Origin of the sequence: Rickettsia endosymbiont of Cantharis rufa (genome assembly GCF_964026445.1) — a bacterium.
Classification (GTDB): Bacteria; Pseudomonadota; Alphaproteobacteria; order Rickettsiales; family Rickettsiaceae; genus Rickettsia.
The window spans coordinates 278,386-293,564 of record NZ_OZ032150.1 but is presented as its reverse complement, the minus strand read 5'-3'; the positions used below and the strand labels follow the sequence as shown (position 1 = coordinate 293,564).

Below are 15,179 nucleotides of genomic sequence, written 5' to 3'. Positions count from 1 at the left end.
AAACTCAGTAATCGGTTATAAAAATTAATGCACTTACGCTTGTTGTTAATACTGGATTCCCGCCTCCGCGGGAATGACATAAAAAAACAAGCCATACCGCAAGATTACTTTTAGCTAGAAATGACATAGAATTTACCCTATATCCTACTAATATTATAGCATCTAAATTATAATATTCTATTTGTCTTTCTACACTCTTTTCTCCTTCTATTTGAACTGTTGCAAAAAATGCAATAGCTGCTTTTTCTAAGCATTTTTTATAAGCGTAAGCCATTCTTCTTCATCAATAATTTTAATATTAAGCTCTTTAGATTTTTTAAGTTTACTGCCCGCGTCGATGCCTGCTACTACTAAATCCGTGTTTGATGATACGCTAGCTGCAACTTTAGCTCCAAGTTTTTCAGCTGTTGCTTTTGCTTCTGCTCTAGATATCGTCGGTAAACTACCGGTAAATACTACTATTTTACCTGTTAAACTGCTTTGTTCTCTAGTCTCTTTATACTCTTCAATATTTAATACTTCACCAAGTTTTTTGATAAGCCAGGTATTTTCTCTAATGTCAAAAAAATCAATAATATCTACTAAAATCTTATCGCCGATACCCTCTAGATCATTTAGTTTTTGATAGATATCAGGATCATTTTTACTAAGCAATTCCATTTGAGCTATAAAATTATTATAGCTGCCAAATTCTCTAGCAAGTAATTTAGCGTTTTGTTCACCGATATGCCTTATGCCTAGAGCATGTATAAATCTTGGCAAGCTAACGTCCTTTGATTTTTCGATATTTTTAAAAAGATTTTCTACTGATTTCTTACCCCACCCATCCATATTTTCAAGTTTATAGTCAATTGATCCCCGCTCGCCTACATCGTCACTCGTCGCCCTCCTATTAGTTATAGGCTTCGCTCCTTGCTTCTTGTATCCAAGTGGGGCTGAATTGACTATAGTTAAACCAGCTTCATTTTTTTCTTTTAAAAAGAATATATCTAGGGGATTGTTAATTAACCCTTTATCTATTAAAAACTCAACTTGCTTACGCCCCAGCCCCTCAATATCCATAGCGTTTTTTGATACAAAATGGCGGATACGCTCATAATTCTGAGCAGGGCAGTTAAGACCGTTATCACAGCGTATAGTAATATCTTCGGGAACATAGTGTAGCTTAGAATTGCATGACGGACAAACTAAAGGCGGATCAAATGCTGTTGTATCATTGGAACGCTTCCCTATATCAACTCCCGTGATTTTAGGAATTACGTCACCAGCACGCTGCAAAAATACATAATCACCAATCCGTACGTCTTTTCGTGCAATTTCTTGGTAATTATGTAATGTTGCCCTACTAACGGTTACTCCACCTATTTCTATAGGTTCAAGCTCCGCTACTGGTGTTAATGCGCCGGTTCTACCAACCTGCACCGTAATAGAAAGCAGCTTAGTTTGTCCTATTATAGCAGGGAATTTATGAGCAGTAGCAAACCTTGGAGAACGAGCTATAAATCCCATTCTATTTTGCAGTGCAAAATCATTTAGCTTATATACCGCTCCATCAATTTCGTAAGGTAAATTTTCTCTATTTGTTTTGAGATATTCATAAAAGGTAAATATTTCTTCTTCAGAACTCGCAAGCTTAGATATTTCATTAACGCTAAAGACGAATTCTTTTAATTTTGTAAGTAGTTGATCTTGCGAAGAAGCAAGACTCTGCTCAGTTGCTCCTCCTGAATATACAAAATATTTGAGCGGCCTTTGAGCCGTAATAGAAGCATCAAGCTGACGAAGCGAACCGGCAGCCGCATTACGGGGATTAGCAAACTTATCTCTACCCTGCTCTTCTTGTTCTTTATTTAGGTTTAAGAAATCTTGTTTTTCAATATAAATTTCCCCGCGTACTTCTAAAAACTCCGGAGCATTATCTATTTTATGAGGAAAATTTTTGATTGTTTTTATATTTGCTGTTATATCCTCACCGACATATCCGTCACCTCTTGTAGCCCCTGTTGTAAACAACCCGTTTTTATAGATAGCAGAGAAGGATAAACCATCTATTTTAGGCTCACAAAAGATAGGAGTAAATTCATCGAGACGTAAGAAATTTTTAATGCGGTCTACAAAATCTCCTACATCTTGCTCGTCAAAAGCATTACTAAGAGATAGCATAGGTACTTGATGCGTAACTTTAGCAAACTTATTTGCTATTTTAGCCCCTACTTTCTTGCTAGGACTATTTTCTAAAACTAAATGAGGAAATTTTTGCTCTAACTTGAGATTGGTATTAAATAGCTGATCATACTCACTATCAGAAACTAAAGGATTATCTTCTATATAATAAGCATGATTATACGCTGCTATTTTATCAGCTAGTTCTTCTAGTAATTTTTTTGCTTCCTCTTCAGATATTAAATCAATATTTTGCATCAGTAGTTCATACTTTTATTTAAAATTCGGATTTAATAATGATATCTACATTGTAATATATAAACGGTTTTACCTTTAATGGCGTATATTAGCCTATGTTCATGGTTAGTTCGGCGAGACCAATAGCCTGATAAATTGTACTTTAAGCCTTCAGGTTTACCGATTCCCGTAAAGGGGGAACGTGCAATATCCTTAATTAGCTCATTTATTTTTTCTAGAATTTTTGTATCGTTTTTTTGAAAGTATAAATAATCTGCCCATACATCAATATGAAATGATATTTCCATTATAAAGAGGCTGTTTTAAAATTTTTATTTGCTTCAAAATCATTAATTGCTCGTTTTAGTCTTTCAGTATTTTTAGGGCTTTTTAATAAGTAAAAAGTTTCTTCCATAGCATTATAATCTTCAAGCGACATAATAACCACCGATTTTTCTTTTTGTCTAGTTACCACCAATGAAGTATGATTGGCACAAACTTTTTTCATGATATCTGCAAAATTATTTCTTGCTTTAGTGTAAGATATTGCTTCCATAATATGACATATTTAGGTACATGTACATGTAATAGTACGTGTTTTATAACTAGTCAATTTAAGAATCAAGATCAAAATCTTTACCTAGTTTGATATACTCCCTGATACGACTCACGAGACTTTGAAAATATGCTAGATTATGCCATGTCATTAATATTGCTCCAAGTATTTCACTGATTCTAACTAAATGATGCAAATATGCTTTGCTATAGTTTTTACAAGCAGGACATGGGCAATCATGTTCTAGAGGCTCGTTATCATCAGCATATTTGCTATTACGAATATTTACCGTACCGTATTTGGTAAAAGCCTGACCGTTGCGACCTGAGCGTGTCGGTATTACACAATCAAACATATCTATACCTCGACGTATAGCCCCGATAATATCAGCGGGCTTACCGACGCCCATTAAATAACGCGGCTTATTTTGTGGCAGAAAATCAGGTGCATAATCAAGTACTTTAAACATAAGCTCCTGCCCTTCGCCTACTGCAAGCCCGCCTATAGCATAGCCCTCAAAATCAAGTTCTACTAAATCTTTAGCTGACTGCTCACGTAATTCTTCGTAAATGCTACCTTGAATAATACCGAATTGTGCATAACCATCTCGTTTAACAAAAGCATTACGCGACCTATTCGCCCATCTAGTCGTAAGCTGCATAGAAGTTTTTGCTTCCTCAAAAGTTGCAGGGTAAGGCGTACATTCATCAAAAGCCATAGCGATCGTGCTACCGAGCAGATATTGTATTTCCGTAGAACGCTCAGGAGTTAACATATATTTATCACCGTTAATATGAGAGCTAAAGCTTACCCCCTCTTCGGTTATCTTGCGTAACTTCGATAGCGACATTACCTGAAAACCGCCGGAATCGGTTAGTATGGGCTTATCCCAATTCATAAATTTATGTAGACCGCCAAGGCGCGCTATACGTTCAGCACTTGGCTGAAGCATTAAGTGATAAGTATTGCCGAGTAATATATCCGCTCCGGTTTCGGCTACCGATTCAGGCGGCATTGCCTTAACCGCCCCTCTAGTCCCGACCGGCATAAAAGCAGGAGTACGAATCTCCCCGTGTGCAGTTGTGATAACACCGCTTCTAGCTTTTTTATGGCTATGATGAATATTAAATGAAAATTTTGACACTAGTAATCACTTATTTTTGAAAAATATTATTTTAACATATATTAGCACTACCGCCAATTGTATTATAAATATAACTTTTATAGATTTAACAAATTTGCACTTGATAATTCTTTACAATTTTATGTTAATATATATTTTTAGTTAGAATTATTTAAATCTTAGCTTATGAAAATTACTAAATCAAAAGCAAATATACTTTTTTCAGCGTTAAACGAATGGAATAATGCAGGTTTACTTGATGATAATACAACTATATTACTTAAAAAAAATAATATAGAAATATTAAATTTTGACTGGAAAAAATTAGCTAGATATTCATTTTGGCTTTCTCTAATATGTATAGTTACTGCCATTAGTGCTATTTTGTCTGATCATTATCTACGCGAGTTATTAGCATATATTTTTAATGCCCCATATTTGCTAAAATTTATTACTTTATCAATTTTATCTGGGGTAATTTATTTTGGCCGCACCTCCATTTTACAGATGTGGATATTAAAAGGCTATACGTTCAATAAGAGTTCCGATGACTTTATCATGAATATCCAATGACTTGGAAAAACAAATTGTTTTACGTGTCAGTCTTTTGCATCTTGTTCTAAGATTTAAGTTACCCCGTTCTATCCGTTGAGTATATTTTTTACTAACAATGTGTTTTTTGGGATCTAATAACCTAGCATAACTTCCCCATCCATCTGTAAAGTAAAAAGTAACCTTAAAATCCTCCAGTTTTTTTCAGTAATGATTCTGATGTGCTATCACATCTTGTACCAAAAGTATAAGCAACTACTTTTAACAAAATCTTATCCAAAGAATATCAAAGCCATCTTTGTTTGGATTTATTCTGTACATAAGGCCATTGTTCATCTATTTCAGGAGCAATAATTACTTCTATCGTATTGATAGAATGATTTATCTTTTTTAACGCTAGATTTTTTTAAAACACGGATAACCGTATTGATACCCACTTTTAATACTCTTACTGTATCCCTAACTCCAGAGCCATTGATTGACATATCTACTATCTGAGCCTTGACTCCAGGCTTAGAGGCATTATTAATATATTACAGTTAAAAATATCGATTACACTGCTTGCATTGATATCTCTGTTGTTTTGAAATTGAATATCCCGCCTTTACTACTTTTTCTGTGTCGTTATAATATCTACACTTAACATCTATTCTTGATCTACACTTAACATCTATTCTTGCCATAACTCCTTAACTATAATTCTCTCTTATTACTGTTTGAGGATTATAGACTATTCATGCTAAACTGCAATACGGGGGTGCGGCCAATATGTGAGTATAAGCAAATCTTGCAAAATTTGGTGTCAAGAGCTTAATGGTTGAAGCTGTATTTCCTTAACCAAAACAGGATATAACAAAATGCAAACTAATAAGGAAATTATTAAATATATAGCGTCTAGCATTTGGTCTTCTTGGAATCCTATAAACTGGTCACCAAGCATGCAACTAGCTGCTTTAAGTTACATATTCTCTTGTTTAATTGATGGTAATGATGCATATCCAATTGAAGATGCATAAATAATAAATAATGACCACGAATTGCTTAAAAGCAATCAAACTTTTACCTTTCATAATACACAATTTCCATCTTCTCGTTATATGGAACTCGCCAAAGAGATACCTATATGCCTAAAAAGATTAAAGGTATTTCATAAATTTGATGATGAGAATTACGTACCTGATGAAGCGTTAGCGTCTCATGAACTCATCAATAACTTTTCTAATTTATTGAAGCATTTTAGACTAACTCCTCTTATAGATCCTACTGATTCCAATCCTAATTATTTTATGGTATGGAGTTGGGCAAAAAATTTATGAAATATTCCTAAATATTTTGGTCAAAAGTTAAAGCGTGCTTGTAGTAATATAGAAGTAGCAGAAAATTATTAGGGGGGTTATGAACCGGGGGCATTCTCTAACTCTTCTGCATTCCATGAGTTTATAAGTACAATAACGCACTGTAATGATGCATTATTGGGTTGTAGTGATATTAAATCAGATATATTACAATGAACTATAGTTACTGCCAATAGCAAATTACTTTCATAATTGGCATTGCTCAATAACTATAGATATTTCCGAAAGTATCCGTCATTTCGAGGAAATTACGAAGTAATTGACGAAGCAATCCAGTTAAAAATGCTAATTTTCAGAATTTTTTTAATTATTTTTCATTAAACCGCTTCAACACACATAGCCATACCCATACCGCCCCCGATACATAAAGTAACTAAGCCTTTTTTAGCTTTGGCTCTTCTTAATTGGTGTATTAAAGTAACAAGCACACGCCCGCCGCTTGCACCGATCGGATGACCGATTGCTATTGCTCCACCGTTAATGTTAACCTTATCCATATCCCATTTCATTTCACGATTAACATAAATACTTTGGGCAGCAAACGCCTCATTAACCTCGATAACTTCCAAATCATCCACGCTCCAACCTGCTTTACTTAAAGCTTTTTTCGATGCAGGAACGGGAGCAGTTCCCATAATATTTGGATCAACACCAGCACTAGCGTAAGAAACAATACGAGCAAGCGGCGTTAAATTATACTTTTTCAAAGCTTCTTCAGAAACTACCATAAGGCATGCCGCGCCGTCATTGATTGAAGAAGCGTTACCAGCCGTAACTACACCGTTTTTATCGAAAGCAGGACGTAATTTTCCTAGAATTTCAAGGCTGGTATCAGGTTTCACCGTTTCATCATGATCAAATAAGCTAGTAGTTTTTTTTATCGTTACTTCGATAGGTAAAATTTCATCTTTAAAAATTCCGGCTAACTGTGCTTTAGCTGCTTTCTTGTGAGAACTTAAAGCAAATTCATCTTGCTCTTGTCTAGCAATATTAAACTGTTTAGAAATATTTTCAGCAGTAATGCCCATAAATACCCCTGAAAATATATCGGTTAGCCCGTCATACTGCATTAGATCAAGCATTTTAGTATCGCCGAATTTAGCTCCTGCTCTGATATAGCTACCGTGCATACCGAGAGACATGTTCTCCTGCCCCCCTGCTATAACTATTTCATTATCGCCTGTCATAATTGAATTAGCTGCAAGTGCTACGCTTTTAAGACCTGAGCCGCATACTTTATTAATCGCATAGCCCGGCACTTCTTTTGGTATTCCTGCATGAATCAGAGTTTGCCTTGCCGGATTCTGCCCGCTACCGCCTGTTATTACCTGCCCAAGTATTACTTCATTTACTATCGCTGGGTCGATTTTGCTGTTTTGTATCATATCTTTTATTAAATGAGCGGCGAGCATAGGCGCAGGGATTGTACTAAGGCTACCCATAAACGAGCCAAAAGCAGTTCTTTTCGCATAAGTTATATAAACCGGTTTTGTCATAATGTGCGTACTCCTTAAATAATTTATTTACTTATATTGAAAGTAGTAATATAATAAATATACCATATAATTTAAAATTGTAAACTTTTAATTATGTATATAGATACATTAAATATTTCACCTAAAGGTCAAATTATATTACCAAAAAAAATTCGTAACATTTTAAAAACAAATGTGATTTCTTTGGAAATTAATGACAATAATCAAATATTGCTTTCGCCCTTACGAGATCTTAGTGGCTCTCTTTCCGATTATAAGAAAAACACAACTCTTTCTTTTCAAGAGATTAGAGAACAAGTTTGGCAGGAAAATACTATAAAATCTAGAGTCCTAAAATGAAACATATTTGTGATACTAATTTTATTGTACGGTATTTATTAGCCGATAACCATGATATGTTAGTAAATACTAAAGAAATATTTGATAAAGCAAAAACAGGTGAATTAACTGTGATAATAGAGCAAGCTGTTTTTACAGAAGTAATATTTGTACTTATCTCTTTTTACAAAGTTCCTAAAAATAAAATTTGTGATATATTAACTGAATTGCTAAGCTATAAGGGTATAAATTGTTATAATAAAGAAACTATTCTTCTTGCCTTAAAATATTATCAAGAACTAAATATGCATATAGTAGATTGCTTACTACTTGCTAATGCTAAAAAACATGATACTTCTGTATTAACTTTTGATAAAAAACTTATTTCTTATGTCGCCAATAAAGATTTGTATTAATATTTCTTAAATAATTTATCTAATTTATCATTTATCAAATAACTAATATGTCCGCCTTTCACTTCTATAAGCTTAGAGTTTTTTAATAATTTTTGCAAAGGTAAAATGGAAGATTTGGGCACTATTTGATCATCTTCCGCTGCTACTATATATACAGGGCAATCGATTAAACTCGGATCAATAATAAAATTGTCGATTTTCCATTTAAGATTCATAAACATATTTTCATCTAATATATTTTGCATAATTTGATTATAAACCCCGTGAGATATATTATTACCTGACATAAGCCAATTTTCTATTCTAAATGCTAATTCTTGCTCTTTATCAGAAGTTATAGGAAAAAATTTATTTAATTTGGAATTGAAATAATCAGGAAATAAAAGAAAAAATAAAATTTGAATATGAATTTTAGGAATCATCAACAAGTTTTCTACATAGTAATCTAGTTTTAAATATTTGTGTAGCATCCTTACATAAAAAAAATGAGAAAAATCCCACGGACAAGTAAGTAAAATCAAGGTTTCAATTTTTTTAGGCGCTATTATTTTTGTAGCTATAACAAGGTTACCGCCGATGCAGTGACCTATTAAATTAATGTCTTTAATTTTCAAACTATCTATTACTTCAATTATTTTATGCACATAGTCATCTAGTAAATATTTAGGTTCTTTAACCTCTAGCCAATCTATTAAATAAACTTCACCGTAACTTCTCAAATTTTCAATAAAACTTTTATCCCGAGCTAAAAAAAATATTTCCGGAGAGTTGAAGATAGAAGGAATGATTAGAAAGGTCCTACTGTCATTCCCTCTATCTATGTCATTCCCGCGAAGGCGGGAATCCATCTTATAGCATATTAACCTATAATGCTCTGTTTGCATTACTATTTTACCGGATTTTAAATATTTATTGCCTAGCTTATGTGTCTTTGTATAATTATTATAAAGGTCAAAATATTCCTGTAGTTTATTACTATCTAGCATCACGAGTATATCCTAAGTAAATAAAGAGCAGTATACGAAGATTAACTTTAAAAAGAGCCAGAAGTTCATAAGACGAGGAGTGGAGCGCATGTATAATACGTGGCTACCTGCGAACTTATAGAACGACAACGCTAATTTTTGAAGTTAATCGAGTACACTAAATCCTTGACAAAAGGCTGAGTATATTATATAAATTCAGCACCTTCAGAATGTAACAAGCAGTATATCACCTCTAAAATTTTAGAGGAAATATCTTTTCATAAAATCTTGAAGTGCTTAAGTTTTTTTTTTGTCCTTAGGGCTTTATAATGCTAAGTACCTCATCACGATCGTTTAAAAATAAATTTAGAGCTGCATTTTGGCCTGTGCATAATTACGAACTCGGAAAATTTATTCCGATGAGTGCCTTAATGTTCTGCATTCTATTTAATCAAAATATCTTGCGAATATTAAAAGACAGCATCCTAATTTCTGAAATTAGTGCAGAAATAGCAGGTTTTGCTAAAGTTTATTGCGTTACGCCTGCCGCCGCTTTATTCGTAATTATTTATGCTAAGATGATTAACCACCTTACATTTGAAAAAATCTTTTATTATTTAAGTGCATTTTTCATCAGCTTTTTTGTTTTATTTGCTTTTGTTATTTATCCTAACATCCATATTTTTCATATACATCCCGATAATTTAGCCGAACTAATGGAGCGTTATCCTAATTTTAAATGGTATATCTCACTAGTAGGAAATTGGGGTTATATAGTATATTACAGCCTTGCTGAGCTTTGGCCTAATATTTTTTACGTACTATTATTTTGGCAGTTTGCTAATGAACTTACTACTACCGAAGAAGCAAAAAGATTCTATACTCTCTTTTCGTTGTTCGGTAACTCTTCCCTAATATTAGTCGGCTTTTTAATGATGAATTTATCCTCAGAAGATACTATTATTAAAAAGTTTATGAATATTTCGGATAGTAAAATCACTTTAGTCCAAGTATCCACGACAATTGTAGCAATCGTTGCCGTTGTTTGTTGTTTATTAATTCGGTTTATTAGCAGGAATGTTTTTACAAATCCGTTATTTTACGCTAAAGCAAAAAGCGGTAGATCAACCTCTGAGCGTATGGGACTAATTAAAAGCTTTAAATATATTATAAAGTCAAGATATCTATGGCTACTTTTAATTTGTTCCGCAGCTTTTGGGTTCGCTATTAACTTAGTCGAGGCCGTATGGAAAGCAAAAATTAAGGAGTTATATCCGACGGTTAATACTTATGCTGAATTTAACAGTTTATATATACTTTGGACCGGCGTTGCGATAATGGTTATGACCATCATCGGTAATAACGTTATGCGTATGCATAATTGGTTTGTAGCAGCAGTAATTTCGCCGGTAATAATTATGATTACCGGCATCTTGTTTTTTGTACTTATCGTATTTGATCAACAAATTTTATCATTATTTGACGGAGCAATTTTAATGTCGCCTCTTGCTCTTGCCGTTTCGATCGGCGGTATTCAAAATATTTTAGCAAAAGGTACTAAGTATTCTATATGGGATACTTCAAGAGAAATGTTATATATACCGCTTGATGATGAACTTAAAACCAAAGGTAAAGCTGCTGTCGACGTGATAAGCGCGAAAGTCGGCAAATCCTCTAGCGGTCTTGTGCAATCTATTATTTTTACTTTAGTTCCAACCGCTACTTTTACCTCAATCTCACCGATTCTAATGGTAGTATTTACTTTTGTATGCTTAGCATGGATTTATGCCGTAAGGAAAATATATTTTGAATATCAAAAAATAGCGTAAATAGATTATTGTCATCCTAGCTAACTTGATCGCGGGATCTAAGGATACAGCCTGTGACACAAAATACCGTCTTAAGTATCAACAATTTTTTATCTGTATTTTATAAAAACTTTTATCAAAAAGAAGTCTTATTTTTAAGCATGTCATAAATAATATGAATTAATTTACGCATAGCGGCAATAACTATAGCCATTTTCGGTTTTCCTAAGCTACTTAAACGTTCGACAAATTTTTTAATAGTAGGATTAAATTTAAGAGTAGTTATGGCTGGCATATAAAAAGCTTTACGTAATTCTGCTTTTCCTGTTTTCAATACCCTACTAACTCCACGTACAGAAGTTCCTGATTAACGCTGCTTTGGATTAAGACCAACAGGGGCTACTACTTGTTTTGCTGACTCAAACTTTTCAATGTTTGATAAAAAAGCAAGTATTGCGGCTATCGTCTTTTTTCCTATTCCTGGAATTGAAGCAAGTAGTACATCTTTATCAGATAAATCTTTATGTTTTTTTATATGATCAGCTATAAGTTTCTCTATTTTTTATCTGTTCATCTAAAAATTTAATGCGAGATTCAACATCAGATGCAACTATATTATATAAATCCTCCTGTCTATTGGTTTCTTGATTTTTTATATCAATTAGTGTATTTAGACGATTTACTAACTGTTGTAATTCCTGTATATGTAAAGATATAGGTTGTCAAAAATCAGGCTTCATTACTTGACAAAATTGAGCTATTAACTCACTGTCTGCCTTATCGGTTTTGATGCGATAAAACTTACTCATAGGGAAGCCTTTTATACGAGCCGGATTTACTATACTAACTTTAAAATTATTTTCATAAAGATACTTAGCAAGTTTTAATCCATATGATGCGACTATAGTTTTCCAGAAAGTTAATAATAGACGATATTAACAGTAGGGATAAAAATGCCGGATATAGAGCCAAAGATATATCCAGCTGAATTTAAAGAATCAGCGATTAGATTAGCTATTGAGTCTAAGCAACCTTTTGCTCAAACAGCTAGAGAACTAGGAATTACGAAGTATAGTCTATATAATTGGGTTAATAAACATTCAAAACTCAAGGAAGTAATGAGATATGAAGAACATCTGTATGATGAATTAAGGAGATTGAAGAAGAACTAGATAGAGTAACACAAGAACGTGATCTATTAAAAAGGCTGCCGCGTACTTTGCAAAAGAATCCCAATAAGGTACGCATGGATAAAGGAAAACAGAGGTAATTTTTCCATTTCTGCTATGTGTAAATTTATGAAAGTATCACGTAATGGTTATTATGAATGGTTAAATAATCTTGGATGTAATAGGGTTAAAGAAGGTAATGAATTAACAAACAGAATTGAAATTATCTTTAAAGAAGGTAGAGGTAATTATGGAACTAGACCTATTAAAAAGGAACTATCACGGCAAGATATAACTGCTAGTAGGAGACGCATTGCAAGACTAATAAAAGAAGCTAATTTGCTATGTAAAACTAAACGTAAATTTAAAGCCATTACTGACTCTAATCATAATAAGCAAATTGCTCCTAATTTATTAAATAGAGAGTTTACAGTTTATGCTGCTAATTGTTATTGGGTTGGAGACATAACCTATGTGCCAACTGGTGAAGGCTGGCTATATTTAGCAACTGTTATTGATCTATTTTCTAGAAAAATTATAGGATGGTCTATGAGTAATAACATGAGAGCTGATTTGGTTAATAATGCTTTATTAATGGCAATATGGCAACGTAAACCAGCAAAAGGGCTTATTTGGCATACTGATAGAGGTAGTCAATATTGTTCTGATAGTCATTTAAAAATTATAAAACAACATGGTATCAAACAGAGTATGGGTCGTAAAGGAAATTGCTTGGATAATGCTGTTGCTGAAAGTTTCTTTCATACTATAAAAACAGAATTAATGTATCAATATAAATTTAAAACTAAGGAGGAAGCAAAATATGCCATATTTGAATATATAGAGGTATTTTATAACCGTATCAGAATGTATTCTGCTAACGATTATTTATCACCAGTAAGATATGAAGAGATACAAAATTGCGCTTAAACAACTGTTCGGAAAAGTGTTGATAGATCAATAAGAGCCCGTGGCTTCCATACAAGTATGAGCAATATTGACTTGTTTAGCTTTTAGTCATAGAATTAATGTCTCAAAGCCTTTGGTATTATTATCAAATTTTTTAGTTGTAATTTTGTTATCTTTTAATAAAGCTGCATCAAATGTTTTTTTGGAAATATCGATACCTAAAATTAAGCTATACATAAAAAACCTTTTGTAGTAATAATTAATAGAATACTCAGGGATCAACCTTGCGAATACAGGTTCATAGATATAAAATTTCAAGACCTCAGATACCGTTTGATCTTTAATGAGTATCGGAAGGCTAGTTACTAATCTTAATTACAGGATTATAGTCCTAAGCTTTTGCACAGTATATTTAGCCTTCTACTTAAGGTCGTGCCCCCGTATTGCAGCTTAGCATGAATAGTCTATAATCCTCAAACAGTAATAAGAGAGAATTATAGTTAAGGAGTTATGGCAAGAATAGATGTTAAGTGTAGATATTGGGTCGTGCCCCCGTATTGCAGCTTAGCATGAATAGTCTATAATCCTCAAACAGTAATAAGAGAGAATTATAGTTAAGGAGTTATGGCAAGAATAGATGTTAAGTGTAGATATTGTAACGACACAGAAAAAGTAGTAAAGGCGGGATATTCAATTTCAAAACAACAGAGATATCAATGCAAGCAGTGTAATCGATATTTTTAACTGTAATATATTAATAATGCCTCTAAGCCTGGAGTCAAGACTCAGATAGTAGATATGTCAATCAATGGCTCTGGAGTTAGGGATACAGTAAGAGTATTAAAAGTGGGTATCAATACGGTTATCCGTGTTTTAAAAAAATCTAGCGTTAAAAAAGATAAATCATTCTATCAATACGATAGAAGTAATTATTGCTCCTGAAATAGATGAACAATGGCCTTATGTACAGAATAAATCCAAACAAAGATGGCTTTGATATTCTTTGGATAAGATTTTGTTAAAAGTAGTTGCTTATACTTTTGGTACAAGATGTGATAGCACATCAGAATCATTACTGAAAAAAACCGGAGGATTTTAAGGTTACTTTTTACTTTACAGATGGATGGGGAAGTTATGCTAGGTTATTAGATCCCAAAAAACACATTGTTAGTAAAAAATATACTCAACGGATAGAACGGGGTAACTTAAATCTTAGAACAAGATGCAAAAGACTGACACGTAAAACAATTTGTTTTTCCAAGTCATTGGATATTCATGATAAAGTCATCGGAACTCTTATTGAACGTATAGCATTTAATACCCACATCTGTAAAATGGAGGTGCGACCGAATCAATCTCTCCTAAAACTTTAGTATCTATATTATCTAGGAAAACCTCAAAGTCCTTTAAGATATTTTGAACATCATTTAAGATAGGATCAAATTCGCCTTTACTTTGAGAAGAAGGTGGTTTAATGAAGTTAGAACAACTTTTTCACTCTTTATAAAATTGTGAAGCTGGGGCTGATCCTTAAGTTTAATAGTAACAACTTCACCTACTAGAGAGTTCGTATATCCAAACTCATTAATTGGGTTTGGATGCGTAATTTCTGTTTTTTTGAAATATTATCTTCCTTATTCTTAGTACGGAATGAAAAAATTCTAGATAATGACATTTGATTTACATTTTATTTAAAAAATGCCATTATAGGGAAATAATTTATATTTAACAAGCAAGATGGTTAATTTTTATAAACTTTTCTATCATTCTAGTGACAGAGCGTTCTAGCTCTATATTTAATTTTGAATAATCGGAAAAGTTAAACCATTTGAGTTCATTCGATTCGTTATTTTTTACATAATTATCATTATTTACTGTTTTTAGTAAAAATCGTACATCATAGTGATAATGAGCAGGCTCTTTATGAGTTTGTGGAATATAATGAACGTCGACATCAAAAATCTCCTTGTTTATCTCTTTGATCTCATTAATTCCGGATTCTTCCATAGCTTCTTTAACTGCTACATTTAATATATTACTATCTCCATCGCAATGACCGCCCAGCTGAAGCCATTTATCAAGCTTTTTATGATGCATCAATAAAAATTTAGT

The 15,179-nt window shown here is 32.9% G+C and carries 19 protein-coding genes and 2 pseudogenes; 8 read left to right on the top strand and 13 right to left on the bottom strand.

Features of this window, described 5'->3' with window-relative positions:
• Positions 1-4 precede the first annotated feature (4 nt).
• The 5 genes from rhuM to tgt are packed head-to-tail and all read right to left on the bottom strand — an operon-like array spanning position 5 to position 4,100.
• Positions 5-274 carry a RhuM family protein gene (gene rhuM / locus AAGD46_RS01570; protein ID WP_341787503.1) on the bottom strand — a complete coding sequence of 90 codons (270 nt, stop codon included), beginning with the start codon at positions 272-274 and terminating at the stop codon, positions 5-7.
• On the bottom strand, positions 247-2,421 hold the full coding sequence (ligA, locus tag AAGD46_RS01565; protein ID WP_341787502.1) for an NAD-dependent DNA ligase LigA: 2,175 nt from the start codon (positions 2,419-2,421) through the stop codon (positions 247-249). Before ligA ends, rhuM begins: the two co-directional genes overlap by 28 nt.
• 32 nt (positions 2,422-2,453) lie before the next feature.
• Entirely contained in the window at positions 2,454-2,708 is a 255-nt protein-coding gene (locus AAGD46_RS01560; RefSeq protein WP_341787501.1) for a Txe/YoeB family addiction module toxin, read from the bottom strand.
• Positions 2,708-2,956 carry a type II toxin-antitoxin system prevent-host-death family antitoxin gene (locus AAGD46_RS01555; protein WP_341787500.1) on the bottom strand — a complete coding sequence of 83 codons (249 nt, stop codon included), beginning with the start codon at positions 2,954-2,956 and terminating at the stop codon, positions 2,708-2,710. The genes AAGD46_RS01560 and AAGD46_RS01555 overlap by 1 nt, the downstream gene beginning before the upstream one ends.
• Positions 2,957-3,014: 58 nt before the next feature.
• A complete protein-coding gene (gene tgt, locus AAGD46_RS01550) occupies positions 3,015-4,100 on the bottom strand; it encodes a tRNA guanosine(34) transglycosylase Tgt (RefSeq protein WP_341787499.1) in 1,086 nt (361 codons plus the stop codon).
• 165 nt (positions 4,101-4,265) lie between these two features.
• Here tgt and AAGD46_RS01545 point away from each other — a divergent pair, with 165 nt between their 5' ends.
• Positions 4,266-4,652 carry a hypothetical protein gene (locus AAGD46_RS01545; RefSeq protein WP_341787498.1) on the top strand — a complete coding sequence of 129 codons (387 nt, stop codon included), beginning with the start codon at positions 4,266-4,268 and terminating at the stop codon, positions 4,650-4,652.
• Here the strand turns inward: AAGD46_RS01545 and AAGD46_RS08580 are convergent.
• The 3 genes from AAGD46_RS08580 to AAGD46_RS08570 form a co-directional block, all read right to left on the bottom strand.
• A complete protein-coding gene (locus tag AAGD46_RS08580) occupies positions 4,596-4,829 on the bottom strand; it encodes an IS1 family transposase (protein ID WP_410525955.1) in 234 nt (77 codons plus the stop codon). The two genes, AAGD46_RS01545 and AAGD46_RS08580, sit on opposite strands and share 57 nt — an antisense overlap.
• A gap of 88 nt (positions 4,830-4,917) precedes the next feature.
• Positions 4,918-4,971: a hypothetical protein gene (locus AAGD46_RS08575; protein WP_410525954.1), complete on the bottom strand. Its 54-nt coding sequence runs from the start codon at positions 4,969-4,971 to the stop codon at positions 4,918-4,920.
• 1 nt (position 4,972) lies between these two features.
• Positions 4,973-5,116 carry an IS1-like element transposase gene (locus AAGD46_RS08570; protein ID WP_341786690.1) on the bottom strand — a complete coding sequence of 48 codons (144 nt, stop codon included), beginning with the start codon at positions 5,114-5,116 and terminating at the stop codon, positions 4,973-4,975.
• A 552-nt stretch (positions 5,117-5,668) separates the two neighbouring features.
• On the opposite strand from AAGD46_RS08570, the gene AAGD46_RS01535 reads away from it, so the two are divergent.
• Positions 5,669-5,947: a hypothetical protein gene (locus AAGD46_RS01535; protein WP_341787497.1), complete on the top strand. Its 279-nt coding sequence runs from the start codon at positions 5,669-5,671 to the stop codon at positions 5,945-5,947.
• A 356-nt stretch (positions 5,948-6,303) separates the two neighbouring features.
• Here the strand turns inward: AAGD46_RS01535 and AAGD46_RS01530 are convergent, their stop codons facing one another.
• Entirely contained in the window at positions 6,304-7,482 is a 1,179-nt protein-coding gene (locus AAGD46_RS01530; RefSeq protein WP_341787496.1) for an acetyl-CoA C-acetyltransferase, read from the bottom strand.
• A 93-nt stretch (positions 7,483-7,575) separates the two neighbouring features.
• Between AAGD46_RS01530 and AAGD46_RS01525 the strand changes: the two genes are divergently transcribed.
• On the top strand, positions 7,576-7,821 hold the full coding sequence (locus tag AAGD46_RS01525) for an AbrB/MazE/SpoVT family DNA-binding domain-containing protein (RefSeq protein ID WP_341787495.1): 246 nt from the start codon (positions 7,576-7,578) through the stop codon (positions 7,819-7,821).
• Entirely contained in the window at positions 7,818-8,216 is a 399-nt protein-coding gene (locus tag AAGD46_RS01520; RefSeq protein WP_341787494.1) for a PIN domain-containing protein, read from the top strand. The genes AAGD46_RS01525 and AAGD46_RS01520 overlap by 4 nt, the downstream gene beginning before the upstream one ends.
• Here the strand turns inward: AAGD46_RS01520 and AAGD46_RS01515 are convergent.
• The gene (locus tag AAGD46_RS01515; protein ID WP_341787493.1) at positions 8,213-9,202 is read right to left on the bottom strand and encodes an alpha/beta fold hydrolase; all 990 of its coding nucleotides are present in this window, start codon (positions 9,200-9,202) and stop codon (positions 8,213-8,215) included. The two genes, AAGD46_RS01520 and AAGD46_RS01515, sit on opposite strands and share 4 nt — an antisense overlap.
• 308 nt (positions 9,203-9,510) lie before the next feature.
• Here AAGD46_RS01515 and tlc5 point away from each other — a divergent pair, with 308 nt between their 5' ends.
• On the top strand, positions 9,511-11,010 hold the full coding sequence (tlc5, locus tag AAGD46_RS01510; protein WP_341787492.1) for a GTP/GDP exchange transporter Tlc5: 1,500 nt from the start codon (positions 9,511-9,513) through the stop codon (positions 11,008-11,010).
• 115 nt (positions 11,011-11,125) lie between these two features.
• On the opposite strand, the pseudogene AAGD46_RS01505 reads toward tlc5, so the two are convergent.
• Positions 11,126-11,882, bottom strand: a pseudogene (locus AAGD46_RS01505) (IS110 family transposase); the annotation flags it as partial.
• A 60-nt stretch (positions 11,883-11,942) separates the two neighbouring features.
• On the opposite strand from AAGD46_RS01505, the gene AAGD46_RS01500 reads away from it, so the two are divergent.
• Both AAGD46_RS01500 and AAGD46_RS01495 read left to right on the top strand, forming a co-directional pair.
• Positions 11,943-12,161 (top strand): transposase, encoded by a 219-nt coding sequence (locus AAGD46_RS01500; RefSeq protein ID WP_341786903.1) that lies wholly within the window; start codon positions 11,943-11,945, stop codon positions 12,159-12,161.
• Between the two features lie 57 nt (positions 12,162-12,218).
• Positions 12,219-13,088 (top strand): IS3 family transposase, encoded by an 870-nt coding sequence (locus AAGD46_RS01495; RefSeq protein WP_341787868.1) that lies wholly within the window; start codon positions 12,219-12,221, stop codon positions 13,086-13,088.
• Positions 13,089-13,175: 87 nt separating this feature from the next.
• Here AAGD46_RS01495 and AAGD46_RS01490 read toward each other — a convergent pair whose 3' ends face one another.
• A complete protein-coding gene (locus AAGD46_RS01490; RefSeq protein WP_341787491.1) occupies positions 13,176-13,304 on the bottom strand; it encodes a hypothetical protein in 129 nt (42 codons plus the stop codon).
• 387 nt (positions 13,305-13,691) lie between these two features.
• On the opposite strand from AAGD46_RS01490, the pseudogene AAGD46_RS01485 reads away from it, so the two are divergent.
• A pseudogene (locus tag AAGD46_RS01485) lies at positions 13,692-14,440 on the top strand (IS1 family transposase).
• Between the two features lie 352 nt (positions 14,441-14,792).
• Here the strand turns inward: AAGD46_RS01485 and AAGD46_RS01480 are convergent.
• Positions 14,793-15,164 carry an NUDIX hydrolase gene (locus tag AAGD46_RS01480; RefSeq protein ID WP_341787867.1) on the bottom strand — a complete coding sequence of 124 codons (372 nt, stop codon included), beginning with the start codon at positions 15,162-15,164 and terminating at the stop codon, positions 14,793-14,795.
• Positions 15,165-15,179: the final 15 nt, after the last annotated feature.

What these genes read in the sequence shown, in the direction of transcription:
- AAGD46_RS01560 (WP_341787501.1), bottom strand. Translation starts at nt 2,708, where the DNA reads ATGGAAATATCATTTCATATTGATGTATGGGCAGATTATTTATACTTT.
- AAGD46_RS01545 (WP_341787498.1), top strand. Translation starts at nt 4,266, where the DNA reads ATGAAAATTACTAAATCAAAAGCAAATATACTTTTTTCAGCGTTAAAC.
- AAGD46_RS01530 (WP_341787496.1), bottom strand. Translation starts at nt 7,482, where the DNA reads ATGACAAAACCGGTTTATATAACTTATGCGAAAAGAACTGCTTTTGGC.
- ligA (WP_341787502.1), bottom strand. Translation starts at nt 2,421, where the DNA reads ATGCAAAATATTGATTTAATATCTGAAGAGGAAGCAAAAAAATTACTA.
- AAGD46_RS01555 (WP_341787500.1), bottom strand. Translation starts at nt 2,956, where the DNA reads ATGGAAGCAATATCTTACACTAAAGCAAGAAATAATTTTGCAGATATC.
- AAGD46_RS01525 (WP_341787495.1), top strand. Translation starts at nt 7,576, where the DNA reads ATGTATATAGATACATTAAATATTTCACCTAAAGGTCAAATTATATTA.
- AAGD46_RS08570 (WP_341786690.1), bottom strand. Translation starts at nt 5,116, where the DNA reads ATGTCAATCAATGGCTCTGGAGTTAGGGATACAGTAAGAGTATTAAAA.
- AAGD46_RS01480 (WP_341787867.1), bottom strand. Translation starts at nt 15,164, where the DNA reads ATGCATCATAAAAAGCTTGATAAATGGCTTCAGCTGGGCGGTCATTGC.
- tlc5 (WP_341787492.1), top strand. Translation starts at nt 9,511, where the DNA reads ATGCTAAGTACCTCATCACGATCGTTTAAAAATAAATTTAGAGCTGCA.
- AAGD46_RS01520 (WP_341787494.1), top strand. Translation starts at nt 7,818, where the DNA reads ATGAAACATATTTGTGATACTAATTTTATTGTACGGTATTTATTAGCC.
- AAGD46_RS01490 (WP_341787491.1), bottom strand. Translation starts at nt 13,304, where the DNA reads ATGTATAGCTTAATTTTAGGTATCGATATTTCCAAAAAAACATTTGAT.
- AAGD46_RS01515 (WP_341787493.1), bottom strand. Translation starts at nt 9,202, where the DNA reads ATGCTAGATAGTAATAAACTACAGGAATATTTTGACCTTTATAATAAT.
- AAGD46_RS01500 (WP_341786903.1), top strand. Translation starts at nt 11,943, where the DNA reads ATGCCGGATATAGAGCCAAAGATATATCCAGCTGAATTTAAAGAATCA.
- rhuM (WP_341787503.1), bottom strand. Translation starts at nt 274, where the DNA reads ATGGCTTACGCTTATAAAAAATGCTTAGAAAAAGCAGCTATTGCATTT.